The 17,230-nt window shown below is 53.3% G+C and carries 17 protein-coding genes; 13 read left to right on the top strand and 4 right to left on the bottom strand.

The features are described from left to right. The first annotated feature begins 10 nt into the window (after positions 1-10). The 10 genes from C1Y42_RS07275 to C1Y42_RS07235 all read left to right on the top strand — a co-directional run bounded on the left by C1Y42_RS07275 (position 11) and on the right by C1Y42_RS07235 (position 9,234). Entirely contained in the window at positions 11-739 is a 729-nt protein-coding gene (locus tag C1Y42_RS07275) for a type IV secretion system protein (protein ID WP_047727034.1), read from the top strand. A gap of 11 nt (positions 740-750) precedes the next feature. Continuing rightward, entirely contained in the window at positions 751-1,026 is a 276-nt protein-coding gene (locus C1Y42_RS07270; RefSeq protein WP_047727032.1) for an EexN family lipoprotein, read from the top strand. A 71-nt stretch (positions 1,027-1,097) separates the two neighbouring features. Next, entirely contained in the window at positions 1,098-2,129 is a 1,032-nt protein-coding gene (locus tag C1Y42_RS07265; protein ID WP_047727031.1) for a type IV secretion system protein, read from the top strand. Between the two features lie 89 nt (positions 2,130-2,218). Next, on the top strand, positions 2,219-2,359 hold the full coding sequence (locus C1Y42_RS23685) for a hypothetical protein (protein WP_047727029.1): 141 nt from the start codon (positions 2,219-2,221) through the stop codon (positions 2,357-2,359). Further along, positions 2,352-3,035, top strand: a complete 684-nt coding sequence (locus tag C1Y42_RS07260) for a virB8 family protein (RefSeq protein ID WP_047727028.1) — start codon at positions 2,352-2,354, stop codon at positions 3,033-3,035. Before C1Y42_RS23685 ends, C1Y42_RS07260 begins: the two co-directional genes overlap by 8 nt. After that, complete coding sequence (gene virB9 / locus C1Y42_RS07255; protein ID WP_195765223.1) at positions 3,032-3,922, top strand: P-type conjugative transfer protein VirB9; 891 nt, start codon at positions 3,032-3,034, stop codon at positions 3,920-3,922. The genes C1Y42_RS07260 and virB9 overlap by 4 nt, the downstream gene beginning before the upstream one ends. Continuing rightward, the gene (gene virB10 / locus C1Y42_RS07250; protein WP_047727024.1) at positions 3,919-5,226 is read left to right on the top strand and encodes a VirB10/TraB/TrbI family type IV secretion system protein; all 1,308 of its coding nucleotides are present in this window, start codon (positions 3,919-3,921) and stop codon (positions 5,224-5,226) included. Before virB9 ends, virB10 begins: the two co-directional genes overlap by 4 nt. Continuing rightward, positions 5,216-6,235: a P-type DNA transfer ATPase VirB11 gene (virB11, locus tag C1Y42_RS07245; RefSeq protein WP_104093102.1), complete on the top strand. Its 1,020-nt coding sequence runs from the start codon at positions 5,216-5,218 to the stop codon at positions 6,233-6,235. The genes virB10 and virB11 overlap by 11 nt, the downstream gene beginning before the upstream one ends. Positions 6,236-6,548: 313 nt before the next feature. Next, positions 6,549-7,910, top strand: coding sequence for an MFS transporter (locus tag C1Y42_RS07240; protein ID WP_047727021.1), 1,362 nt, complete (start codon positions 6,549-6,551; stop codon positions 7,908-7,910). Beyond that, positions 7,888-9,234: an enolase C-terminal domain-like protein gene (locus C1Y42_RS07235; protein WP_047727020.1), complete on the top strand. Its 1,347-nt coding sequence runs from the start codon at positions 7,888-7,890 to the stop codon at positions 9,232-9,234. The genes C1Y42_RS07240 and C1Y42_RS07235 overlap by 23 nt, the downstream gene beginning before the upstream one ends. Before the next feature lie 53 nt (positions 9,235-9,287). Here C1Y42_RS07235 and C1Y42_RS07230 read toward each other — a convergent pair whose 3' ends face one another. From C1Y42_RS07230 to C1Y42_RS23395, 3 genes are all read right to left on the bottom strand, one after another. Next, positions 9,288-10,859 (bottom strand): IS66 family transposase, encoded by a 1,572-nt coding sequence (locus C1Y42_RS07230; RefSeq protein WP_104093101.1) that lies wholly within the window; start codon positions 10,857-10,859, stop codon positions 9,288-9,290. Positions 10,860-10,878: 19 nt separating this feature from the next. After that, entirely contained in the window at positions 10,879-11,226 is a 348-nt protein-coding gene (gene tnpB / locus C1Y42_RS07225; RefSeq protein ID WP_047727017.1) for an IS66 family insertion sequence element accessory protein TnpB, read from the bottom strand. A 241-nt stretch (positions 11,227-11,467) separates the two neighbouring features. Then, positions 11,468-11,839 (bottom strand): winged helix-turn-helix transcriptional regulator, encoded by a 372-nt coding sequence (locus C1Y42_RS23395; protein ID WP_158251393.1) that lies wholly within the window; start codon positions 11,837-11,839, stop codon positions 11,468-11,470. Positions 11,840-11,935: 96 nt separating this feature from the next. On the opposite strand from C1Y42_RS23395, the gene C1Y42_RS07215 reads away from it, so the two are divergent. The 3 genes from C1Y42_RS07215 (at position 11,936) to mobC (ending at position 15,553) form a co-directional block, all read left to right on the top strand. Further along, the gene (locus tag C1Y42_RS07215) at positions 11,936-12,238 is read left to right on the top strand and encodes a TrbM/KikA/MpfK family conjugal transfer protein (protein WP_047727016.1); all 303 of its coding nucleotides are present in this window, start codon (positions 11,936-11,938) and stop codon (positions 12,236-12,238) included. A 699-nt stretch (positions 12,239-12,937) separates the two neighbouring features. Continuing rightward, a complete protein-coding gene (locus C1Y42_RS07205) occupies positions 12,938-14,797 on the top strand; it encodes a type IV secretory system conjugative DNA transfer family protein (protein ID WP_104093100.1) in 1,860 nt (619 codons plus the stop codon). 9 nt (positions 14,798-14,806) lie between these two features. Next, entirely contained in the window at positions 14,807-15,553 is a 747-nt protein-coding gene (gene mobC, locus C1Y42_RS07200; protein WP_044784812.1) for a MobC family replication-relaxation protein, read from the top strand. A 192-nt stretch (positions 15,554-15,745) separates the two neighbouring features. Here mobC and C1Y42_RS07195 read toward each other — a convergent pair whose 3' ends face one another. Beyond that, positions 15,746-16,693 (bottom strand): ArdC family protein, encoded by a 948-nt coding sequence (locus C1Y42_RS07195; RefSeq protein ID WP_047727009.1) that lies wholly within the window; start codon positions 16,691-16,693, stop codon positions 15,746-15,748. Between the last annotated feature and the right edge of the window lie 537 nt (positions 16,694-17,230).

Here is a 17,230-nt window from a genome sequence, read left to right as displayed (position 1 = left end):
GGTCATTGATATGCGTACCAGATATACCTATCTGGCATTATCGTTATTTTTCTCGACGCAGGCGTTCAGCGCCGGAATACCGGTTTTCGACGCCGTGCAGAATACCGAGTCAATTAATCAGTGGATGCAGAAACTACAGCAATGGGAGGATACGGCTACCCATTATAAAAGTGAACTTGATGCATATAAAAAACAATTAGCCACTGCAACCGGCGTACGGGATATTCAGGGTTTTCTCAGTGATGCCCGAAGCCTGAAAACCGATATTGATAATCTCCGTAAGAGCGGTATTTCACTGGATGATCTACTGACCACGCAGAACAGTTCCTATTCTGCTGAACTGCAACACCTTTACAGTAAATACAAATCGTTCAGCGTATGCAACCCTGAACAGGAAGGAATAAAATCTCAGTCTCTGGCCGACAGTTGCAAACAGATAATCCTCAATCAGGCAATGGCGATTGAGAATACCACTGACGTTGAAAACAGGATCAACAGCACACTCAGCGATATATCAGACTTATCTGACCGTATATCGAATGCGCAGGACTCGAAAGAGTCTCAGGATCTGGCTAACGCCATCGCGGCGAAAAGCGTACAGTTAAATGCGCTGACAAATCAGTGGGAGATGTCTGTCAGGCAGGCTGAACAGCGAACGACATTGCTGGAACAGCAAAGACAGAAAGCCTTTGAACAGCAGCAGCTAACGGCACCTGTTGCTGACCTTAATAATTTATAAGGAGATTATCCATGCTCAGATCCTTATTCACCTTATGCACACTCTCAGGCGTGATATTACTGTCCGGCTGCAAGGAAACCAAATCCGAAGCCTGGTATAAGCAGCATCCTGACGAAACATATGCGGTTTATACGCAATGCCTGAAGGATGGTGAGGCAAGCGATAACTGCGAGTTTGCTCAACGGGCTGCCATTATGTTCGCTCAAATTGGCAAGCCCGGAACAAAAGAAAAATTTGAGACACTCTTTCAGCTGGAAGCCGAAAAGAGAAAATCCGTCACCCGGTAATATCTCCTCCAGCAAAACAGGGAATTCTCCCTGTTTTTTATTTCCTTTCTTTATATATCAGGTGAGGCACCATGTCCGGTGGTATTTTTGTTGGTATGGACAAAAACATCATGGATGGACTGAATGCCGTTCTGGAAGGTCAGTCTTCCACTTACGGCACTATGATCAGCGTCATCATCGTCAGTTCTTTTACCTTATTTATACTGTATCGCGGTTACCAGACACTGGCTGGCAAACTCCGGACCCCGGTAGAAGATGTCGCCTGGGATGTGGGGCGAATGTTGATGATCACCACCTTTGCGTTAAACCGGGATGGCTGGCTGGATATGGCGGTAGCGGCTATCCAGGGACTCAAAGACGGTGTCAGCGGCGATGATAACGTCTGGGCGTTGCTTGATACCGTCTGGGAAAAGGCGCAGACACTGGGACAGACGCTGTTCAGTATGGACACTTCGACTTACGTCAAACTTAATGGTGGCTTTGCCGAAGTGCTGGTATGGGGCGGCGCGATCGTTCTGTTACTGGCGGCCACCTTTGTCAACCTGCTCGCCGAAATTACCATCCTGTTAATGACGACCACCGCGCCGCTCTTTATTTTCTGCCTGCTGTACGGTTTTCTTAAGCCAATGTTTGATAACTGGCTGAAAACGATTTTCGCGGCAATATTAACGATCATGTTTTCCGCCTTATCCATCCGTATCGCCATCAATTACCTGAATAAAATCCTTGATGCAGCGACCCGGACATCCAATGTCAGTAACATGGTGACGCTGGCAGCACAGTGCCTGCTGGCCGGGATTGCGGCGGGTGTGGTGGTCTGGTTCTCCGCGAAGCTCGCCAGCGCACTCAGCGGGGCCGCCGTACAGGCAGTGCTGCAGGGGGCAGCCATGAGTGGTCTGAGCGGACTGGCGAATAAATCCGCCGACCTCGCCGGGCCGGGGATAAAGGGCGGTGCCCGCCTGGCTGCGAAAGGCGGCATGGCCGTCGTCGCGTCGACCGGCAGGCTCACCGGCGCAGGCGCGGGTAAAACCGTGAGCGCCTGGCAGAAACGCGCCGCCGCCATCGAAAGCATGAAACGCCTGAACCGTCAGCGTCACCGTTAATCCTCCCTGCCGTTAATTTCCTTTCCCCGTCACGCCGTGGCCTGCACCACCGGTGCGGCATTCCTGCATCCATATGATAAGGGGCTTCCATGAAATTCAGCATCATCCTTCTGATGCTGTGCGCGCTCACAGGCTGTGCACAGCATCAGGGCGACCTCCCGCCGGTATCCGGCGAACCCGAGCCGGTGAATTCCCCCGCCATCATTCAGGAGCTGACTCACCATGTCTGATATTCAGAAGATTGTTAATGTTTCCCGCTCTTTTGAATCCATCCTGCTGGAAAAGGAAGAGCGTTACCGAAAAACCGCCTGGCGGGTGGCCGCTGCCGGACTGATTCTGGCCGCAATGGCAGTTGCGGCCATTATTATTCTGTTGCCGCTGAAAACTACCGACACTGAATTATGGTCGGTGGATAAACAGACCGGGCGCTATGAATATATGACCCGTGTTAAGGAGCGGGATATTTCGTCTGAAAAGGCACTGGCGCATTCACTGGCAGCACACTATGTCAGACTCCGCGAGGGATATAATTATTTCTCCCTCCAGCGTGATTATGACGACGTGCAGTTATTTAACAGCGACAGCGTGAACCGGGACTATCTGGACGGGTTTAACGGCGACCAGGCCCCGGACGTGATTTTTAACAAGGCGGAATATATTGTTGATATCGACATTATTTCCAATGTGCATGCGCCTGCCACCGGGCCGGATAATCTGGCAACCCTGCGTATCAAGCGTACCATCCGCAGTATTGCTGATAATTCCGTGAAAACAGATGTCTGGAATATCCGCCTCACATACCGCTACGTCCCGCACCGGCAACTGACCGACAGCCAGCGCGAAGTGAACCCGCTGGGCTTTATCGTCACCAGCTACCAGCGCGACAAAGAGCTGAGGGGGGAATGATGCTGAAACACATTCTGCTCCTCACGGGTTTACTGGCGTCATGCGTGGCATGGAGCGCGGCGACACCGCGCGGCAGCGCGTATGACAGCCGGATGCAGAACGTCACGTACAACAGCCAGAACGCCACGGTCGTCAGTACCCGCCCCGGCTACGTCACCATGCTGGTGTTTGACGATGATGAAACCGTTATCGATGCGCAGGCGGGTTTTCCCAGAGGCTGGACCGTGACGAAAAGCGATAACCGGGTAGGCGTCAGCCCGAACCCGATTACCCAGCCGGTCACGGATGCCAGCGGCAACAACGTCAGCCAGGTGTTTCTGCCGACGGCAAAAGACTGGAAAACTAACCTGTTCGTGGTGACATCGAAGCGCGATTACAGCCTGGAGCTGAACGTGCTGGATAAAGACTCGCCCGCTCAGACCTTTGTTATCCGCTACCGCTATCCCGACGAACTGCGGAAAAAGTCTGCCGCCGCCAGCATCGCCCGTCAGCAACATCAGCAGGAAGCACTGGACCGGCAGCGGATAGCGGCGGCATTCGGGCAGGCCACCACGCCGCGCAACTGGCGCTATACAAAACGGGTGGCCGCAGGCTCAGCCTCCATCGCCCCGGACTTTACCTGGGATGACGGTCGTTTTGCGTATATCGGTTTTTCTCCCTCGAAAACCCTGCCTTCCGTTTTCCGGGTGGTTAATGGTCAGGAGCAGGCGGTCACGCCCCGGACCATTAAACAGGGCAACTACACCGTGATGGCGGTTCCGGCATCGCCGCAGTTGGTTCTGCGTTACGGCACCTCGGTGGTGGGGATCGAAAACGACGGGTCCGGGCGTATCCCGCTGACCAACAGTGACACTGTTTCACCCTCCGTTATGCTGGAGGCAAAATGACCGACAAATCTTTCCCGGACGAACCGGAAAAAACCACCGCAGAACGGGAAGCGGAAGCCCGTGAACGCGCCCGCGCGGCAATGGCATATCAGGAGCCGGAGCAGAAAACGCCGCCCGGTCAGCCGGAAGTGACCCGTTTCCGTAAAGCTTCAGGTCGCCGCACGCTGATCGTCAGCCTGCTGAGTCTGGTTCTGGTCATTGCACTGGCATCCGGTGGCGATCGTCTTCTCAACGCCCTGAAAAGGGGTGATGAGAAAGAATCCGACACCGCGCCGCCCTCTTCCTCCGGGGCGGTGCAGCAGGAGCGTAAGAATCTGGGTCTGGACAGTAACCCGTTTGGCCTGTTCGGGCCCGGGAGGAAGGAAAGTGCAGACCCTGCCAGTCAGAGCGCCCCGGCCACTCCAGCTCTGCCGCCCGGGCCGCCCGCCCTGAACAAGGCGGCAGCACTGGCAGACGGGCTGAACAGCGGCAGCACAGGGTCAGGCGACAATACACGCACGTCCCGAAGCGGAGTGCGCAGTAACGCGGAAACGTCGGGTAGCCCGTCAGCCTCCACGGTGTACACATCCTGTCAGTCTGCACTGGTCAGTGGCGAAGATGGACGCCTGCGCTGCCCGGATACGACAACACCGGCAGGCAGCAATAATAACGACAATCCGGGCGTTGCCCGTGTCACCGGTGTCAGACGACTGGGCCTCGATCCCGATCTCTATATTCCGGTAGACCGCTATATTCCGTGTTCGATGATGCGGCGCTTCGTATCCGATGTTGGCGGTCATATATCCTGCCTGATTGGGGAGGATATCTGGAGCGCCAGCAACCATGTGAAGCTGATCCCGGCCGGAACAGTCGCCCGTGGCGTCTACCGCACCGGCGCACTGCAACACGGGCGCAGCCGGATGTTTGTGCTGTGGACGGAGCTGCGCACGCCGGAGCCCGGCAGCCTGCAAATCCCGCTCACCGATACGCAGGCCACCGGCCCGCTAGGCGAGGCAGGGATCGCGGGCTGGATCGACAGCCATTTCTGGGCGCGTTTCGGCAACGCCCTGCTGCTGAGTACCGTGCAGGACGTGGCGGCAGCGGCATCGGATGCCGCGCCGGGGAAAGACCGTAATACCGATTATACCGAAAACACCCGCGCCGCTACGGCGGAAATGGCGAAAACGACGCTGGAAAACAGCATCAGTATCCCGCCTACGATGTATCTGAACCAGGGCGACGTGATCGGCATCATGACCGGTACGGATATTGATTTTTCCTCTGTTTATCAACTGCGACTGAAAAAGAAATGGTATGAGCACTGAAAACCTGTCACTGGATTTTATGAAAAATCAGCTGTTCGGTGATTATCTGCCAGTCGAAGGGCTGACCGAAATCGTGATTAACCGTCCAGGGGAACTGCATACAAAAATAAAGGGTGCATGGAAGCGGCGTGAATCCCCGGTCACGCTGCGTCAGTGTTACGCCTTTGCCAGAGCACTGGCGTCCTGGCAGGACGATAATATTGACGATACGTCACCGATACTGTCGGCCACGCTCGAATCCGGCGAGCGTATTCAGACGATTATTCCCCCGGCCTGTGAGCGTAAGACGGTGTCCATTACGCTGCGCAAGCCCTCGTTTGAACAGAAAACACATCAGTCATGGATTGATGCGGGATTTTACCAGCGCGTGGCCGGACAGGAAAAAACGGAAAGCCAGGATAATGCACTGATCCGGTTATATCACAGCGGGGATATTCCCCGCTTTATGGAAAAGGCGGTGGAATACGGCAAAACGATTTTTATTGTGGGTGAAACCGGCTCCGGCAAAACCACCTATATGAAAACGCTGCTGCAATATATTCCGCTGCATCTCCGTCTGGTAACGATTGAGGATAATCCCGAAATCCGTTTTTATCACCACGGCAATTATGTTCATCTTTTTTACCCGGCGGATGCCGGGGATAACGCTATTGTCACGCCCGGCAGGCTGATCCGTGCTAATTATCGGATGAACCCTGACCGGATATTACTGGCGGAAATTCGTGGGCGGGAAGCGTGGGACGCGCTGAAAATTATTGGTTCCGGGCATGAGGGATTAATCACCTCCATGCATGCGGGCAGCCCGGAAGAATGCATTGAAGGTATCATTGACCGCTGCTATGAAAACCCCGACTGCCGGAATATTCCTTTTGATGTGCTGTTACGCAAGGTACTTAAAAGCATTGATGTCATCGTCAGTATTGATATACACGGCGATGTTCGCCGGATGCATAATGTTTACTTTAAACCAGTTCATTTAAATAGCATGAAAGAGACATTCAGAAAATAACTCTGGCAAATAACATTATCCAGAATACGTAACCTTTCAGTAAGCGGCACATTAAAACCGTATTGACTCTCAGCAATAATGAAATCTGTTTTGACAGCGGTGGGGTTGAATATGTACGGAGACTGTTCATTCAAGGTGACCGGTGAGCCAGCGCACAATTCTTTACTAAAATTTTTGCAACATGGTTTACTAACCTTCTGAAATAAATGTCTTTTTGTTCGAATGCCCAAAACACTTCGGGCATTCACACAGTACCCCACGAATTAACAATGTATATATCTATATGCAGTGTTTCTTACCCGAAAGGTGACACATGGCAACGCAACAATATGCTGATTTCTCAGCCAATCACACCCTGCTGTTGACTACCGCTATCAGCAAATTCTTCCGCCGGATTATCCCGATGTTGGCGGTAATGCTGATTATCAACCAGATTGACCGGGCCAACATAGGCTTTGTCAAAGCAGAGCTTCAAACCGATGCCGGCATCAGTGCGGCAGCATTCGGTCTCGGAGCCGGACTCTTTTTCATCGGTTATGCGCTGTTTGAGGTGCCGAGTAATATCATGCTGAAAAAGCTCGGTGCGCGGGTGTGGCTGACACGTATCATGATCACCTGGGGCATGGTTGTGGTACTCACCGGTTTCGTCAGTTCTCCGGTGCATTTTTATTTGCTTCGTTTTCTACTTGGCGTGGCAGAAGCGGGATTCTTCCCCGGAGTTTTGTTCTATTTCAGGCAGTGGGTGCCCAATGCCTGGCGCGGGCGCGCCACCGCGATGATACTGAGTGCAACTGCCAGTGCGTTTCTGTTCTCCGGCCCGCTGACCGGAGCAATTCTGATGATGCACGATTTTATGGGCATCGCCGGCTGGAAATGGGTGATGTTTATCGAAGGCAGTGGATCTATTGTGGTTGGTCTGCTGGCGGCAATGGTACTGGTTTCCCGACCGGAACAGGCACGTTGGCTGTCTGCCGATGAGAAACAGGCCCTGACGTTGCAGCTGGCTCAGGAAGATACTGCGCGTAATGAGCTCTCACAGGAATATGGTCGCTGGGGATTGCTGAAAGATCGCAGTCTCCTGTTTTATTGCCTGATATTTTTCACTATGACTATGACTGGCTACACGCTGGTATTCTGGCTGCCGCAGATCATTCAGCGCATTCAGGGATTCAACAGTTTTGAATCCGGGTTGCTTACAGCTGTTCCCTGGTTATGCGCCATCATTGCCCTGTTTCTTCTGGGTAAAACCACCGACCGCTATTGCGACAGACTTGATAAAGGGCTGGGGCTGGCAATGCTGCTTGCCGCCTGCGGTACATTTATGGCTACGACAGGTACTCCCTGGTTCGGTTTTGCCGCGATGATAGTTGCCTGCATTGGCTCAAAAGTCAGTGCGGCTTTTTTCTGGCCGATGCCACAGGCGCAATTGCCCATGGCTATTGCTGCACCGGGCATTGCATTAATCAATTCTGTCGGCAACCTTGGAGGGTTCTTTGCTCCGACAGTCTTTGGCTACCTGGAAATGCAAACCGGCAGCACCCGTGGGGGACTGTATGCACTGACCAGCATCTCGGCGATCACCGGCATCTGGTTGTTGATGCGGCGCAGGCCGGTTCCCCCCGCCTTTGGTCATATGGAGAAGGAGAAGCACCATGTCAGAGAGTCCAGTCATTAAATCAATGCGAATTGTGCCTGTTGCCGGTTACGACAGCATGCTGCTGAATATTGGTGGCGCGCATAACTGTTACTTTACCCGTATTCTGGTAATTATGACCGACTCCGCAGGACACCAGGGGGTAGGCGAAACGCCCTGTCATGCGACAACGTTAAAATTGCTGGAACTGTTCAGACCGCAGATTGAGGGGAGTTCATTGCTGCGCCTCAATGCCACCCTGAGTCAGTTATTTGCCAGCGATGCCCGCCATCAGCAAACAGCACATACCCGAGATATTCATATTCCGCAGATGAACCCTGAGAAATTCTACAATGCCGCGGCCGCAATTGAAGCAGCATTGCTGGATTTGCAGGGCCAGTTTCTTAACCTCCCGGTGGCGGATCTGCTTGCCAGCGGCAGGCAACGCGACCGTATTCCTGTGCTGGGTTATCTGTTCTATATCGCTGATCGCAGTAAAACCACCATGAATTATCAGGCGGGCCGTCAAGACAAAAGTGACTGGTTCCGGCTGCGGCATGAACCAGCGATGGACAGTGCTGCGGTGGTACGGCTGGCAGAAGCTGCACAGGACCACTATGGTTTTCGCGACTTCAAACTGAAGGGCGGTGTTCACCACGGCGACGTAGAGGTCGAGACAGTTGAAGCGTTATTGAAAAATTTCCCGCAGGCCCGTGTGACAGTTGATCCCAATGCCTGCTGGTCACTGGGAGAGGCCATAAGCTACGGCAGGCAACTTGCGGGAAAAGTGCCCTATCTGGAAGATCCCTGTGGGGCAGAACAGGGCTACTCCGGCCGGGAGACGCTGGCTGAATTCCGGCGTGCCACGGGTGTGCCGGTCGCAACAAATATGATCGCCAATGACTGGCGTCAGCTGAATCATGCTTTGCAGTTGAATGCTATTGATATCCCGCTTGCTGACCCGCACTTCTGGACGATGCGCAATGCTAACATGGTGGCACAATTGTGCAATGAATGGGGACTGGTCACCGGCTGCCACTCCAATAACCATTTCGATATCTCTCTTGCAATGGTGGCGCACCTGGGCGCGGCTGCTCCGGGAGAGCGTCAGACGGCGTTTGATACGCACTGGATTTGGCAGGATGGCCAGCATCTGACAAAGCAGCCGCCGCAAATCCGTCAGGGTTACCTTGAACTGCCCGAAGGGCCGGGACTTGGCATCTCACTGGATATGAAACGCGTAGAGGAAGCACATGAACTCTATAATGCACTGCCGGATAAAAATCGCAACGATGCACTTGGTATGCAATTTCTGATTGAGAACTGGCGGTTTGATGCAAAAAGACCGGCTCTGATCCGCTCCTGAGTCAGGAAAAACTGGTATCGGATAGCCGGTATTGTAAGAACCCGTATTCATTCTCAGAGAGATGTAATACCGGCTTTCCACGGCATCAGATCACGTACACGGTTAGCCGGCCAGTCCTGGATATGTCCCAGTACGTAACGGAGCCACGCTTCGGGATCAACACCGTTCATCTGGCAGGTGCCGATCAACGAGTACAGAACAGCAGTTCTTTCTCCCCCCTCGTCTGAACCGGAAAATAACCAGTTTTTTCGGCCGAAAGCCACACCGCGCAGCGCGTTCTCCGCAATGTTGTTGTCAATTTCTGCCCAGCCATTTGTACAGTACAGGTTAAGGGCGTCCCACTGTTTCAGTAGGTACGCGAATGCCTTCGCCGTGTCGGAGTGGCGTGACAGTTTTGTCATCCGGCTCTGTATCCAGTCGTACAGCGACTGCATCAGCGGAACAGTTCTGGCCTTTCTCACCGCCAGTCGATTTTCTGCCGGACTGCCGCGAATCTCGGCTTCAATGGCGTACAACTCGCCAATACGCCTCAGTCCCTCGGTGGTGATATCGGTCGGCGTATGGACATGCACGTCGAGGATTTTTCGCCGGGCATGTGCCATGCAGGCCGCTTCAGAAATTTGGCCATCCTCATACAGGGCATTGTACCCGCCGTAAGCGTCGGCCTGAAGAATACCACTGTACCCGCTCAGATGCTGCTGTGGGTGCATGCCCCTGCGGTACGGCGAGTACGCGAACCACACCGCAGGTGGGAGCTGTGACCCCGCGTTGCGGTCATCCCGCACGTACACCCACAGCCGGGCCGTGCGCGTTTTGCCGCTGCCCGGTTCCTGCACCGGTACCGGAATATCATCAGTGTGAACCTTGCCCGGCATCAGCACGTACTGGCGCAACAGTTCATACAGGGGTTCCAGCAGCTTACTGACCGCACCGGACCAGCGTCCCAGAGTGGCGCGGCTCAGCTCAACGCCCTGCCGGCGGTATATCTCAGACTGGCGGTAGTGCGGTGTGTGCTCTGCGAACTTCGCTGTGACGATACGTGCCAGCAGACCGGTGCCGGCGTAGCTGCGCTCAATGGGTTTTGAGGGCATGGGTGCCTGAACGATCTGGTCGCACTGACAGCAGGCCAGCTTCGGCCGCTGCGTTTCGATAACCTTAAAGGCGCTGCTGATGAGATCCAGCTGTTCTGAGATGTCGCAGCCCAGCGGACTGAGGTCACCGCCGCAGGCCGGACAGACCGCATCTTCCGGCAGCAGCGTGATGGTTTCGCGTGGAAGTGAGTCCGGCAGCGGTTTACGGGCTGAAGACTGGCGCAACGACTGTGGGAGTACCGGGTCATGCTGCTCACCCAGCACTTCCGTCATCTCCTCCTGCAGTGCACTGATGCGTTCTTCTGCCTCCCGTACCTGGCGCTGCATTTTGTCGCTCAGCTTTTCGGAGCTTTTGCCGAACTGCATGCGCTGCAGCTTCGCAACCAGCGCCTTCAGCCGGCTGATTTCGCTGGCGTACGCCGCCACCCGCTGTGACAGGAGGCGGTTATATTCGGCCATCTGCTTAAGGCTTCGCTGCTGCGTATCCAGCAGGGCCCGGAGCCGGGTGTTTTCTGCAGAAAGTGAGCGTTCCATTCCTCCACCTTACTCCGGTTCAGATACGCAGGCCAGGCCGTTCTGTCCGCTGCGGATGCTTCCAGTTGATGCCTTCCAGCAGCATCGCAGGCTGTGCCTGAGTGAGGTGTACCCTGCCGTCACGATTCACCGGCCAGACGAAACGCCCCCGCTCAAGGCGCTTCGTAAAAAGACAAAGACCATCGGGGTCTGCCCAGAGGACCTTAACCATATCGCCGCGACGGCCACGGAAGATAAACAGATGACCGCCGAACGGGTCGGCGCGCAGCGTATTCTGCACCTTTGCCGCCAGCCCGTTAAAGCTGCAGCGCATGTCAGTCACACCGGCAACCAGCCAGATACGCGAGCCTGCAGGAAAGCTAATCATATTTCATCTTTCCTTAGTTCACTGACCAGCGACCGCAGCAGTTCCGGTGTCATGGGGCCCGTCAGGCTCAGAGTGCCGCCCGGCAGGGTAAGCTTGCAACTGATTACCGGCATCGTCTCCGCAGATACGACATTACCTTTCCGGGCAGGAGCCGGAAGGGGTTCTACTGTAACCGGGATAAGCCCGGCGCGGGTGGCGGGGGCAAGCATGCCGTGCCGGTGCTGATTTCGCCAGTTAAAAATCAGGTTATCGTTAACGCCGTTTTCCCGCGCAGCTCAGCCACACAGATGCCGGGTTGCAGGCTCAGCTCCGCCATGCGGATTTTGAACTCCAGCGGCCAGTCAGGCCGGCGTTTTTTGACGGGCTGATTCGTCTCAAGATTAAAAGCGTAGAGTTCAGCCTCGAGCTTTTCCGGCGTGTAGTCCGCCGGAAGCGGCCAGGCAATGCCGGTGCGCCGGAAACGCGTAAACATCTTGTGGGTAGCAGAGGCGCTGATGTTCAGCTTCTCCGCGATTTCACGGTATGTGAGAGCGTCATTGTACCGCAGGCTCAGCGCTGAGATGATCCAGGGCCTGTTGGTGTAAGGCGTGTTTCTGTCCACGGTAGTGTCCATGTTCGCGAAAGTGTCCATGGTAAGAAACACGGGCAGAAATGAAAGACGGTCTGAACGATACGCTTACACCTTTCATTAATCATAACGGTAACTGAAATGAAAAAAACAATATCCTCCGTATTATTGCTCTGCGTTATTGCGTCATGTTCAACAACTGTACTGGCTGCTGATGCCTGCGAAGTGGTGTTATGTATGTACGGTAAAGCAACCGGAAATGGCGGCGGCAGTGAATGTCATTCCGCTGAACGTGCATTCTTTAATATCGTGAAAAAGAATAAACACGGCTTTCTTCCTGACCATACGGCCGATGCCAGACAATTATTTTTAAGTGAATGTGATTTGGCAGACCCGGCGGCTATCGGTCAAATCATCAGTAAATATGGCCGCGTTCGTAGTTAATACTGGCGAGACGGCACAGAGCATGACGGTTTTCAGGTTTTTACGGCTTCTGTTTTTCGCGGATTAAGAAGCGAAGAAACAGGGGCCGTAAAAATGAGGCAGCGGACAGAAATATTTTCGCGGGTTAAGGAGCGAAAATAATTCAGGCACCGCGCCTCACCTGCAAACAGCCGCGCCCACGCGGATTTTGCAGGCCGGGGGGGAGCCGGATAAATTTCGCCGCCCCAGCGAGCGAAAAGCTGTCGCCCACGACAGCGGTTTACCCGGGGGGCACAGCCCCGCACACCGTCGCGGCTAAGTCTCCGGCCCAAAGCCGGTAGCATGGCGCGACCACCCCCTTTAAAGGTCAGCTTCCCTTTTATTCCCGCTGTGAGGAACGAGCAAAGGGAAGAAAAAGGCGAAAGCGACCGTCTTAAAGGGGGTGGTCGCGCGTAGCGTGCGACGGTGTGCCGCCGTTGACCTTGGGGGTTTTGACGCGGCGTTCAGCCGCAACATTACCCCCATGCGACAGGCAATAAGGGCGTCCAGCCCGCATGTACTGGCGCACGCCGTGTCGTGCAGGAAAGCATGCTTTCCTGCACATGGCCGCACAGCGGCCACCTTCTTTACCCCATACGCTCGCCCCGCCTTTTCGCCCGACACCATGGGGCGAATTGATGGGGCGATGTTATGGGGTGAATAGCTGACGAGGGAGGTATCATGATTTTAAATAAGCTTGCCGCTTCACTGTCACCGATAGTGAACGGGATGCTGGCGCTGCTCGCTTTTGTGCAACAGCAACAACTGGTGCTGGCGTTATTAGCGGGGCTGACGATGCCGTTTTTTGCGTCGATGAAAAGCGATGAACGGCAGAAAGCCCCGCTCTGGAAAAAGCTGATTATCGCTTTTTCCCTGCTGTGTTTTCTCTCCGGCACAGTGGCTCCGGTCGTTATCGGAACCTTTCAGTGGTTGTATAAGATCAGACCCAGCAGTGATAATACGGTACTGGCCTGGTCAGTACGGATTGCATTCACTGTAACCGGGGTTATTTTTCATATTATGCTTCGCCGGGTATTCACGCCGGAACTGGACAAAATAAAGAAACGCCTTGTTAAAAAAACCACCCTTGAACGGGAATTGCGCACCGATGTCCGCACCGTAAAGTCCCTGCTGCCCGAAACACTGCATTATGATCCGCTGGATTATATCGACCTGAATAAAGGCATTTTTACTGGCATGGACAGGGAGAACGAACCAATGTATCTCCCGTTAAAAGACTGGCAGAAACAGCACGCGGATATTATTGGCACCACCGGAGCCGGTAAAGGGGTAGCTGCCGGGATCTTGCTATATCAAAGTATTATTGCCGGTGAAGGCGTTTTTGTTATGGACCCCAAAGACGATGAATGGGCACCACACCTTTACCGCAAAGCCTGCGAGGATGCAGGAAAACCCTTTGCCTTAATTGACCTGCGAAAACAGCAATACCAGCTAAACCTGATTGAAGATATTACGCCAGATGAACTGGAAGAATTGTTCGTTGCCGGTTTCAGCCTGGCAGAAAAAGGGCAGGAATCGGACTTCTATCGTATTGATGACCGAAAAGCCGCCCGTATGGCCGCGCAATTTGTCAGTGATAACCCATCGGCAACTCTCCGTGATATTTATAACGGTGATTACGTTCAGGGTATTGCCGAAAAAATCAAAGCGTTCTTTGGGAAGATTGAGGAACTGGCATTACTCAATGCCATTAACTCACCAGAAGGCTTTTCGATTAAGCACATATTTGATGAGGGCGGCTGCTGTTATGTAGTCGGCTCCATGCGAAACAGCAAAATTATTACCGCCCAGCGCATGCTGCTGGTTCGCCTTTACCAGTTAGCAGAAAGGCGCGACCGTGTAACAGACGTACCCCGCCCCATTGCTGTTTATCTTTCCGAACTGAAATACCATTTATCCAGGCCAGCGTTGGAAGGTTTAGGCGCGGCGCGGGATAAAGGCGTACACATTATTATGGACCACCAGTCCATCGCCGATTTAAAAGACTGCCCGGCAGATTTGAAAGGTGACGCCGTTGTCGGTGCGGTCGTTGAAAATGCCAAATTCAAACTGGTTTACCGGGTTATGGATCCGGATACGGCAGACTGGGTGGCAAGAATGTCAGGCACGATTCTGGTGGATGACGAACTCCGCAAGGCTAAGACAGATAATATGCTGACAGAAACCATCGACAGTGAGCGCACAATCCGCCAGGCCGAACGTTTCTTTATTGACAGCAATATGATCCTGAACCTACCCGATTTTGTCAGCTTTATCTTTACGACAAAAACGCTACCTTTTGCCTCCTTGATTTCACCGATAAAGGTCAGAAAGCGTCAGCTAAAAATCTTCTCGGTTTCCCCTGATATTGCCGCAGCGGCAGCCCCGGTGAAGATCATGCTGGATTTTGGCGAGGATGATAAACCAGCCATACCGGATGTGATGACAACCCATCCGGCTCTTTTCTTCGACGAAAGCGAAGTAAAACCGGCAAAGTCCCAATCTGATGATGAAGAACACTTCTCCCCACTGCATTTTTAAGGAGTGGTTATGCTGATTTCGTCATATCACGAGCGCCAGACGCGCAACAGCGAGAAAATAAGACAACTGCTGAACTTCCTGAAAGAAGAAACCTACAGTGATTTTAAAACGCTGATGCAGTTATTTAGCTTCCGGGATCATAAGTCGCTTTATTCGCTGCTGGCAAAAACGGAGCGAATGGGGTTAATCCAGAAGCATATGCTTGAATCACGGACAATCAAGATTTCATTATGGGGGATCACCAGCGACGGGCTGGCGGCGGTCTTAACCCCGAATGATAAAATCTTTCCTGCGCGGTTTGAACCATCAAAAATCACCGGCTGGACACTGGAGCACCATCTTGATAATCAGGCCGTCAGGCTTATTCTGGAGAAGAAAGGTGCTTCGGGATGGATTAACGGCGACCGTGCCAGCTTTCTCAGCCAGTATCAGGTAAAACATCGCCCGGACGGGTTACTGACCCTGCCTGACGGTAACGTTATTGCCATTGAAACCGAGCGCCGCCTGAAAACCCGAGCCCGCTACCAGTCGATTATCGCCAGCCACCTGCTGGCCCGAACAAACAAGCACTGGATTTACATTTTTTATGTTGTGCCCGATCCACAGAAGAAGCGTGCGCTTGAACTGCTGTTTGACAGCATCAGGCATGTCATCATCAACCATCAGCACATCCCGCTGGAAGAACGCCACCGTAGGGTGTTTCGCATTTATACCTTTGATGAACTGAAACACCTGTCATTAGGCAGCTATACGTAAGCTTTTACTCAGGCCATCGTGATGGCGTCACCGGCCTGGCGGCGATACCGCTAGGCCGGAAATTTTTTATTCCACTGCGAGCTGCAGACTGTTCGGTACTCGCTGTGCTGCGTTCCGCCTCAGTCTGCGCCTTGCAGCGTTGCCGGTTAAAAACCATGTAACCGCATTCCCTTGCGGTGTCTGATTCCGGTCTCAGAGTTTATCCATCAGGTAACGATGTGCTTTAGAGGCTGCGCTGGCCGCTTTGAAAATATAACGCTTGTCGTTTTTTAGCGCTTTCAGCCAGGAAGCAATATAGCTTCCATGTTGTACCTCTCCCTCAATCCCAAGATCCGCCATCAGAAAGGCACTTCCCAGCTCTGCTACCAGTTCTTCCTCTGCATAATCCGCACTGCCAAACTTCCCTTTCATTTCACGGTTCAGACGTTTTTTGCCACCACTCCAGTGAACCAGCTCATGCAGACCTGTAGCGTAGAAATTAGCCGCATCCGAAAACAGATGGCGCTCCGGTAGCCAGACTTCATCTGTTGATGGGCTGAAAAAGGCGTTTTGTCCTTTCTCGATGATGTTTGCGCCACTCTTCCGCAACAGGTTCTCAGCCTGCGGCAACGGGTCAAAGGTTGCTTCCGGGCTGACAGTTTCAGTTGTCAGGGACAGGCCGTCGATTTGCTGAACGTTAAACACGGTGAAGGTTTTCAGCATCGGGATATGTTCAACTTCTCCGGCGTCGTTTTCCTTCTCCAGCGTGGTGTAAAAAATAGCTGTTGTACCATGCTCCCCCTTGCGAACCTGTCCACCTGCTACCTGTGCCTGTTTGTAGGTCATCCAGCGTGAATCGCTGAAACCCTGCTTAGATGCGCTGCACCACAGCAACATGATGTTCATACCGCTGTAGGCTACGCCGGTGGCGTAATTCGATGGCAGACCAGACATGCCGGATACGCGTTGCCACGGGCAGGACCACGGTTTTACACCGCCTTCAAGTGCTGCAATGATGTTGTCGGTAACGGTCTGATAAATGTCGGCTCTGGTTTTAGAAAATTTCGTTTTTGAGGAGCCTGACGGGTCCAGCGGGGATACGCTGGTCGCCGCTGCGGTGTTAGGGGCGCTTGTCCGGGTGGTATGCAGGGAAATCGTCATGGTTTTATCTCCGTCAGTGTGTGATTTTCGTCTTCGTATCGCCTGACGGTTCGCTTTCCCTGCATCGTTCTGTCCTGCAAGGGCGCAGCATGCGTGCCATTTACCCTTGCGGGACGGGTTGTGTTGGGAAACGATTAACCGGAAGCCGATATCGGAACGAAAAGCGCACAGGAGAAAAAACTTGCCCCTGCATATCCGGGCGTAGCGCCCTTGCTCCGCAGAAGTGAAATGGTTTTATTTTTTTGAGGGTATAGCGGTTTATTGAATTTAGGCATAAGGTAATTTTGTCGGGGCCACCCAAAACTGATCTTTGCTTCAAGATTTACCAGAAATTTTTTGTTGCATCCGGTTTAATTACAATCGCTGAAATTTCCTATGAGTGTAAGGCCACCTAGACTCCCTAGGCTCGCTAATGACTATACCCTTTAACAACTCTCTTTAAGGGCTGTATGGGATTAATGGCAGAATGGTTACCGTATTATTAACAACAAGTGGGTTCGCTTATCATTTCAATGGATAACTTGTACTGAGGGAGGA

This window comes from Pantoea sp. ICBG 985, assembly GCF_002928365.1.
Taxonomy (GTDB): domain Bacteria; phylum Pseudomonadota; class Gammaproteobacteria; order Enterobacterales; family Enterobacteriaceae; genus Pantoea; species Pantoea dispersa.
Note: the sequence above shows the minus strand (reverse complement) of the source record. Positions and strands in the feature narration are given on the sequence as shown.

Coding starts and splice junctions, on each gene's coding strand:
- tnpB (WP_047727017.1), bottom strand. CDS start 11,226: ATGATTAGCTTTCCTGCAGGCTCGCGTATCTGGCTGGTTGCCGGTGTG.
- C1Y42_RS23685 (WP_047727029.1), top strand. CDS start 2,219: ATGAAATTCAGCATCATCCTTCTGATGCTGTGCGCGCTCACAGGCTGT.
- C1Y42_RS07260 (WP_047727028.1), top strand. CDS start 2,352: ATGTCTGATATTCAGAAGATTGTTAATGTTTCCCGCTCTTTTGAATCC.
- virB9 (WP_195765223.1), top strand. CDS start 3,032: ATGATGCTGAAACACATTCTGCTCCTCACGGGTTTACTGGCGTCATGC.
- C1Y42_RS07215 (WP_047727016.1), top strand. CDS start 11,936: ATGAAAAAAACAATATCCTCCGTATTATTGCTCTGCGTTATTGCGTCA.
- C1Y42_RS07230 (WP_104093101.1), bottom strand. CDS start 10,859: ATGGAACGCTCACTTTCTGCAGAAAACACCCGGCTCCGGGCCCTGCTG.
- C1Y42_RS07235 (WP_047727020.1), top strand. CDS start 7,888: ATGTCAGAGAGTCCAGTCATTAAATCAATGCGAATTGTGCCTGTTGCC.
- virB11 (WP_104093102.1), top strand. CDS start 5,216: ATGAGCACTGAAAACCTGTCACTGGATTTTATGAAAAATCAGCTGTTC.
- C1Y42_RS07240 (WP_047727021.1), top strand. CDS start 6,549: ATGGCAACGCAACAATATGCTGATTTCTCAGCCAATCACACCCTGCTG.
- mobC (WP_044784812.1), top strand. CDS start 14,807: ATGCTGATTTCGTCATATCACGAGCGCCAGACGCGCAACAGCGAGAAA.
- C1Y42_RS23395 (WP_158251393.1), bottom strand. CDS start 11,839: ATGGACACTACCGTGGACAGAAACACGCCTTACACCAACAGGCCCTGG.
- C1Y42_RS07275 (WP_047727034.1), top strand. CDS start 11: ATGCGTACCAGATATACCTATCTGGCATTATCGTTATTTTTCTCGACG.
- virB10 (WP_047727024.1), top strand. CDS start 3,919: ATGACCGACAAATCTTTCCCGGACGAACCGGAAAAAACCACCGCAGAA.
- C1Y42_RS07205 (WP_104093100.1), top strand. CDS start 12,938: ATGATTTTAAATAAGCTTGCCGCTTCACTGTCACCGATAGTGAACGGG.
- C1Y42_RS07270 (WP_047727032.1), top strand. CDS start 751: ATGCTCAGATCCTTATTCACCTTATGCACACTCTCAGGCGTGATATTA.
- C1Y42_RS07195 (WP_047727009.1), bottom strand. CDS start 16,693: ATGACGATTTCCCTGCATACCACCCGGACAAGCGCCCCTAACACCGCA.
- C1Y42_RS07265 (WP_047727031.1), top strand. CDS start 1,098: ATGTCCGGTGGTATTTTTGTTGGTATGGACAAAAACATCATGGATGGA.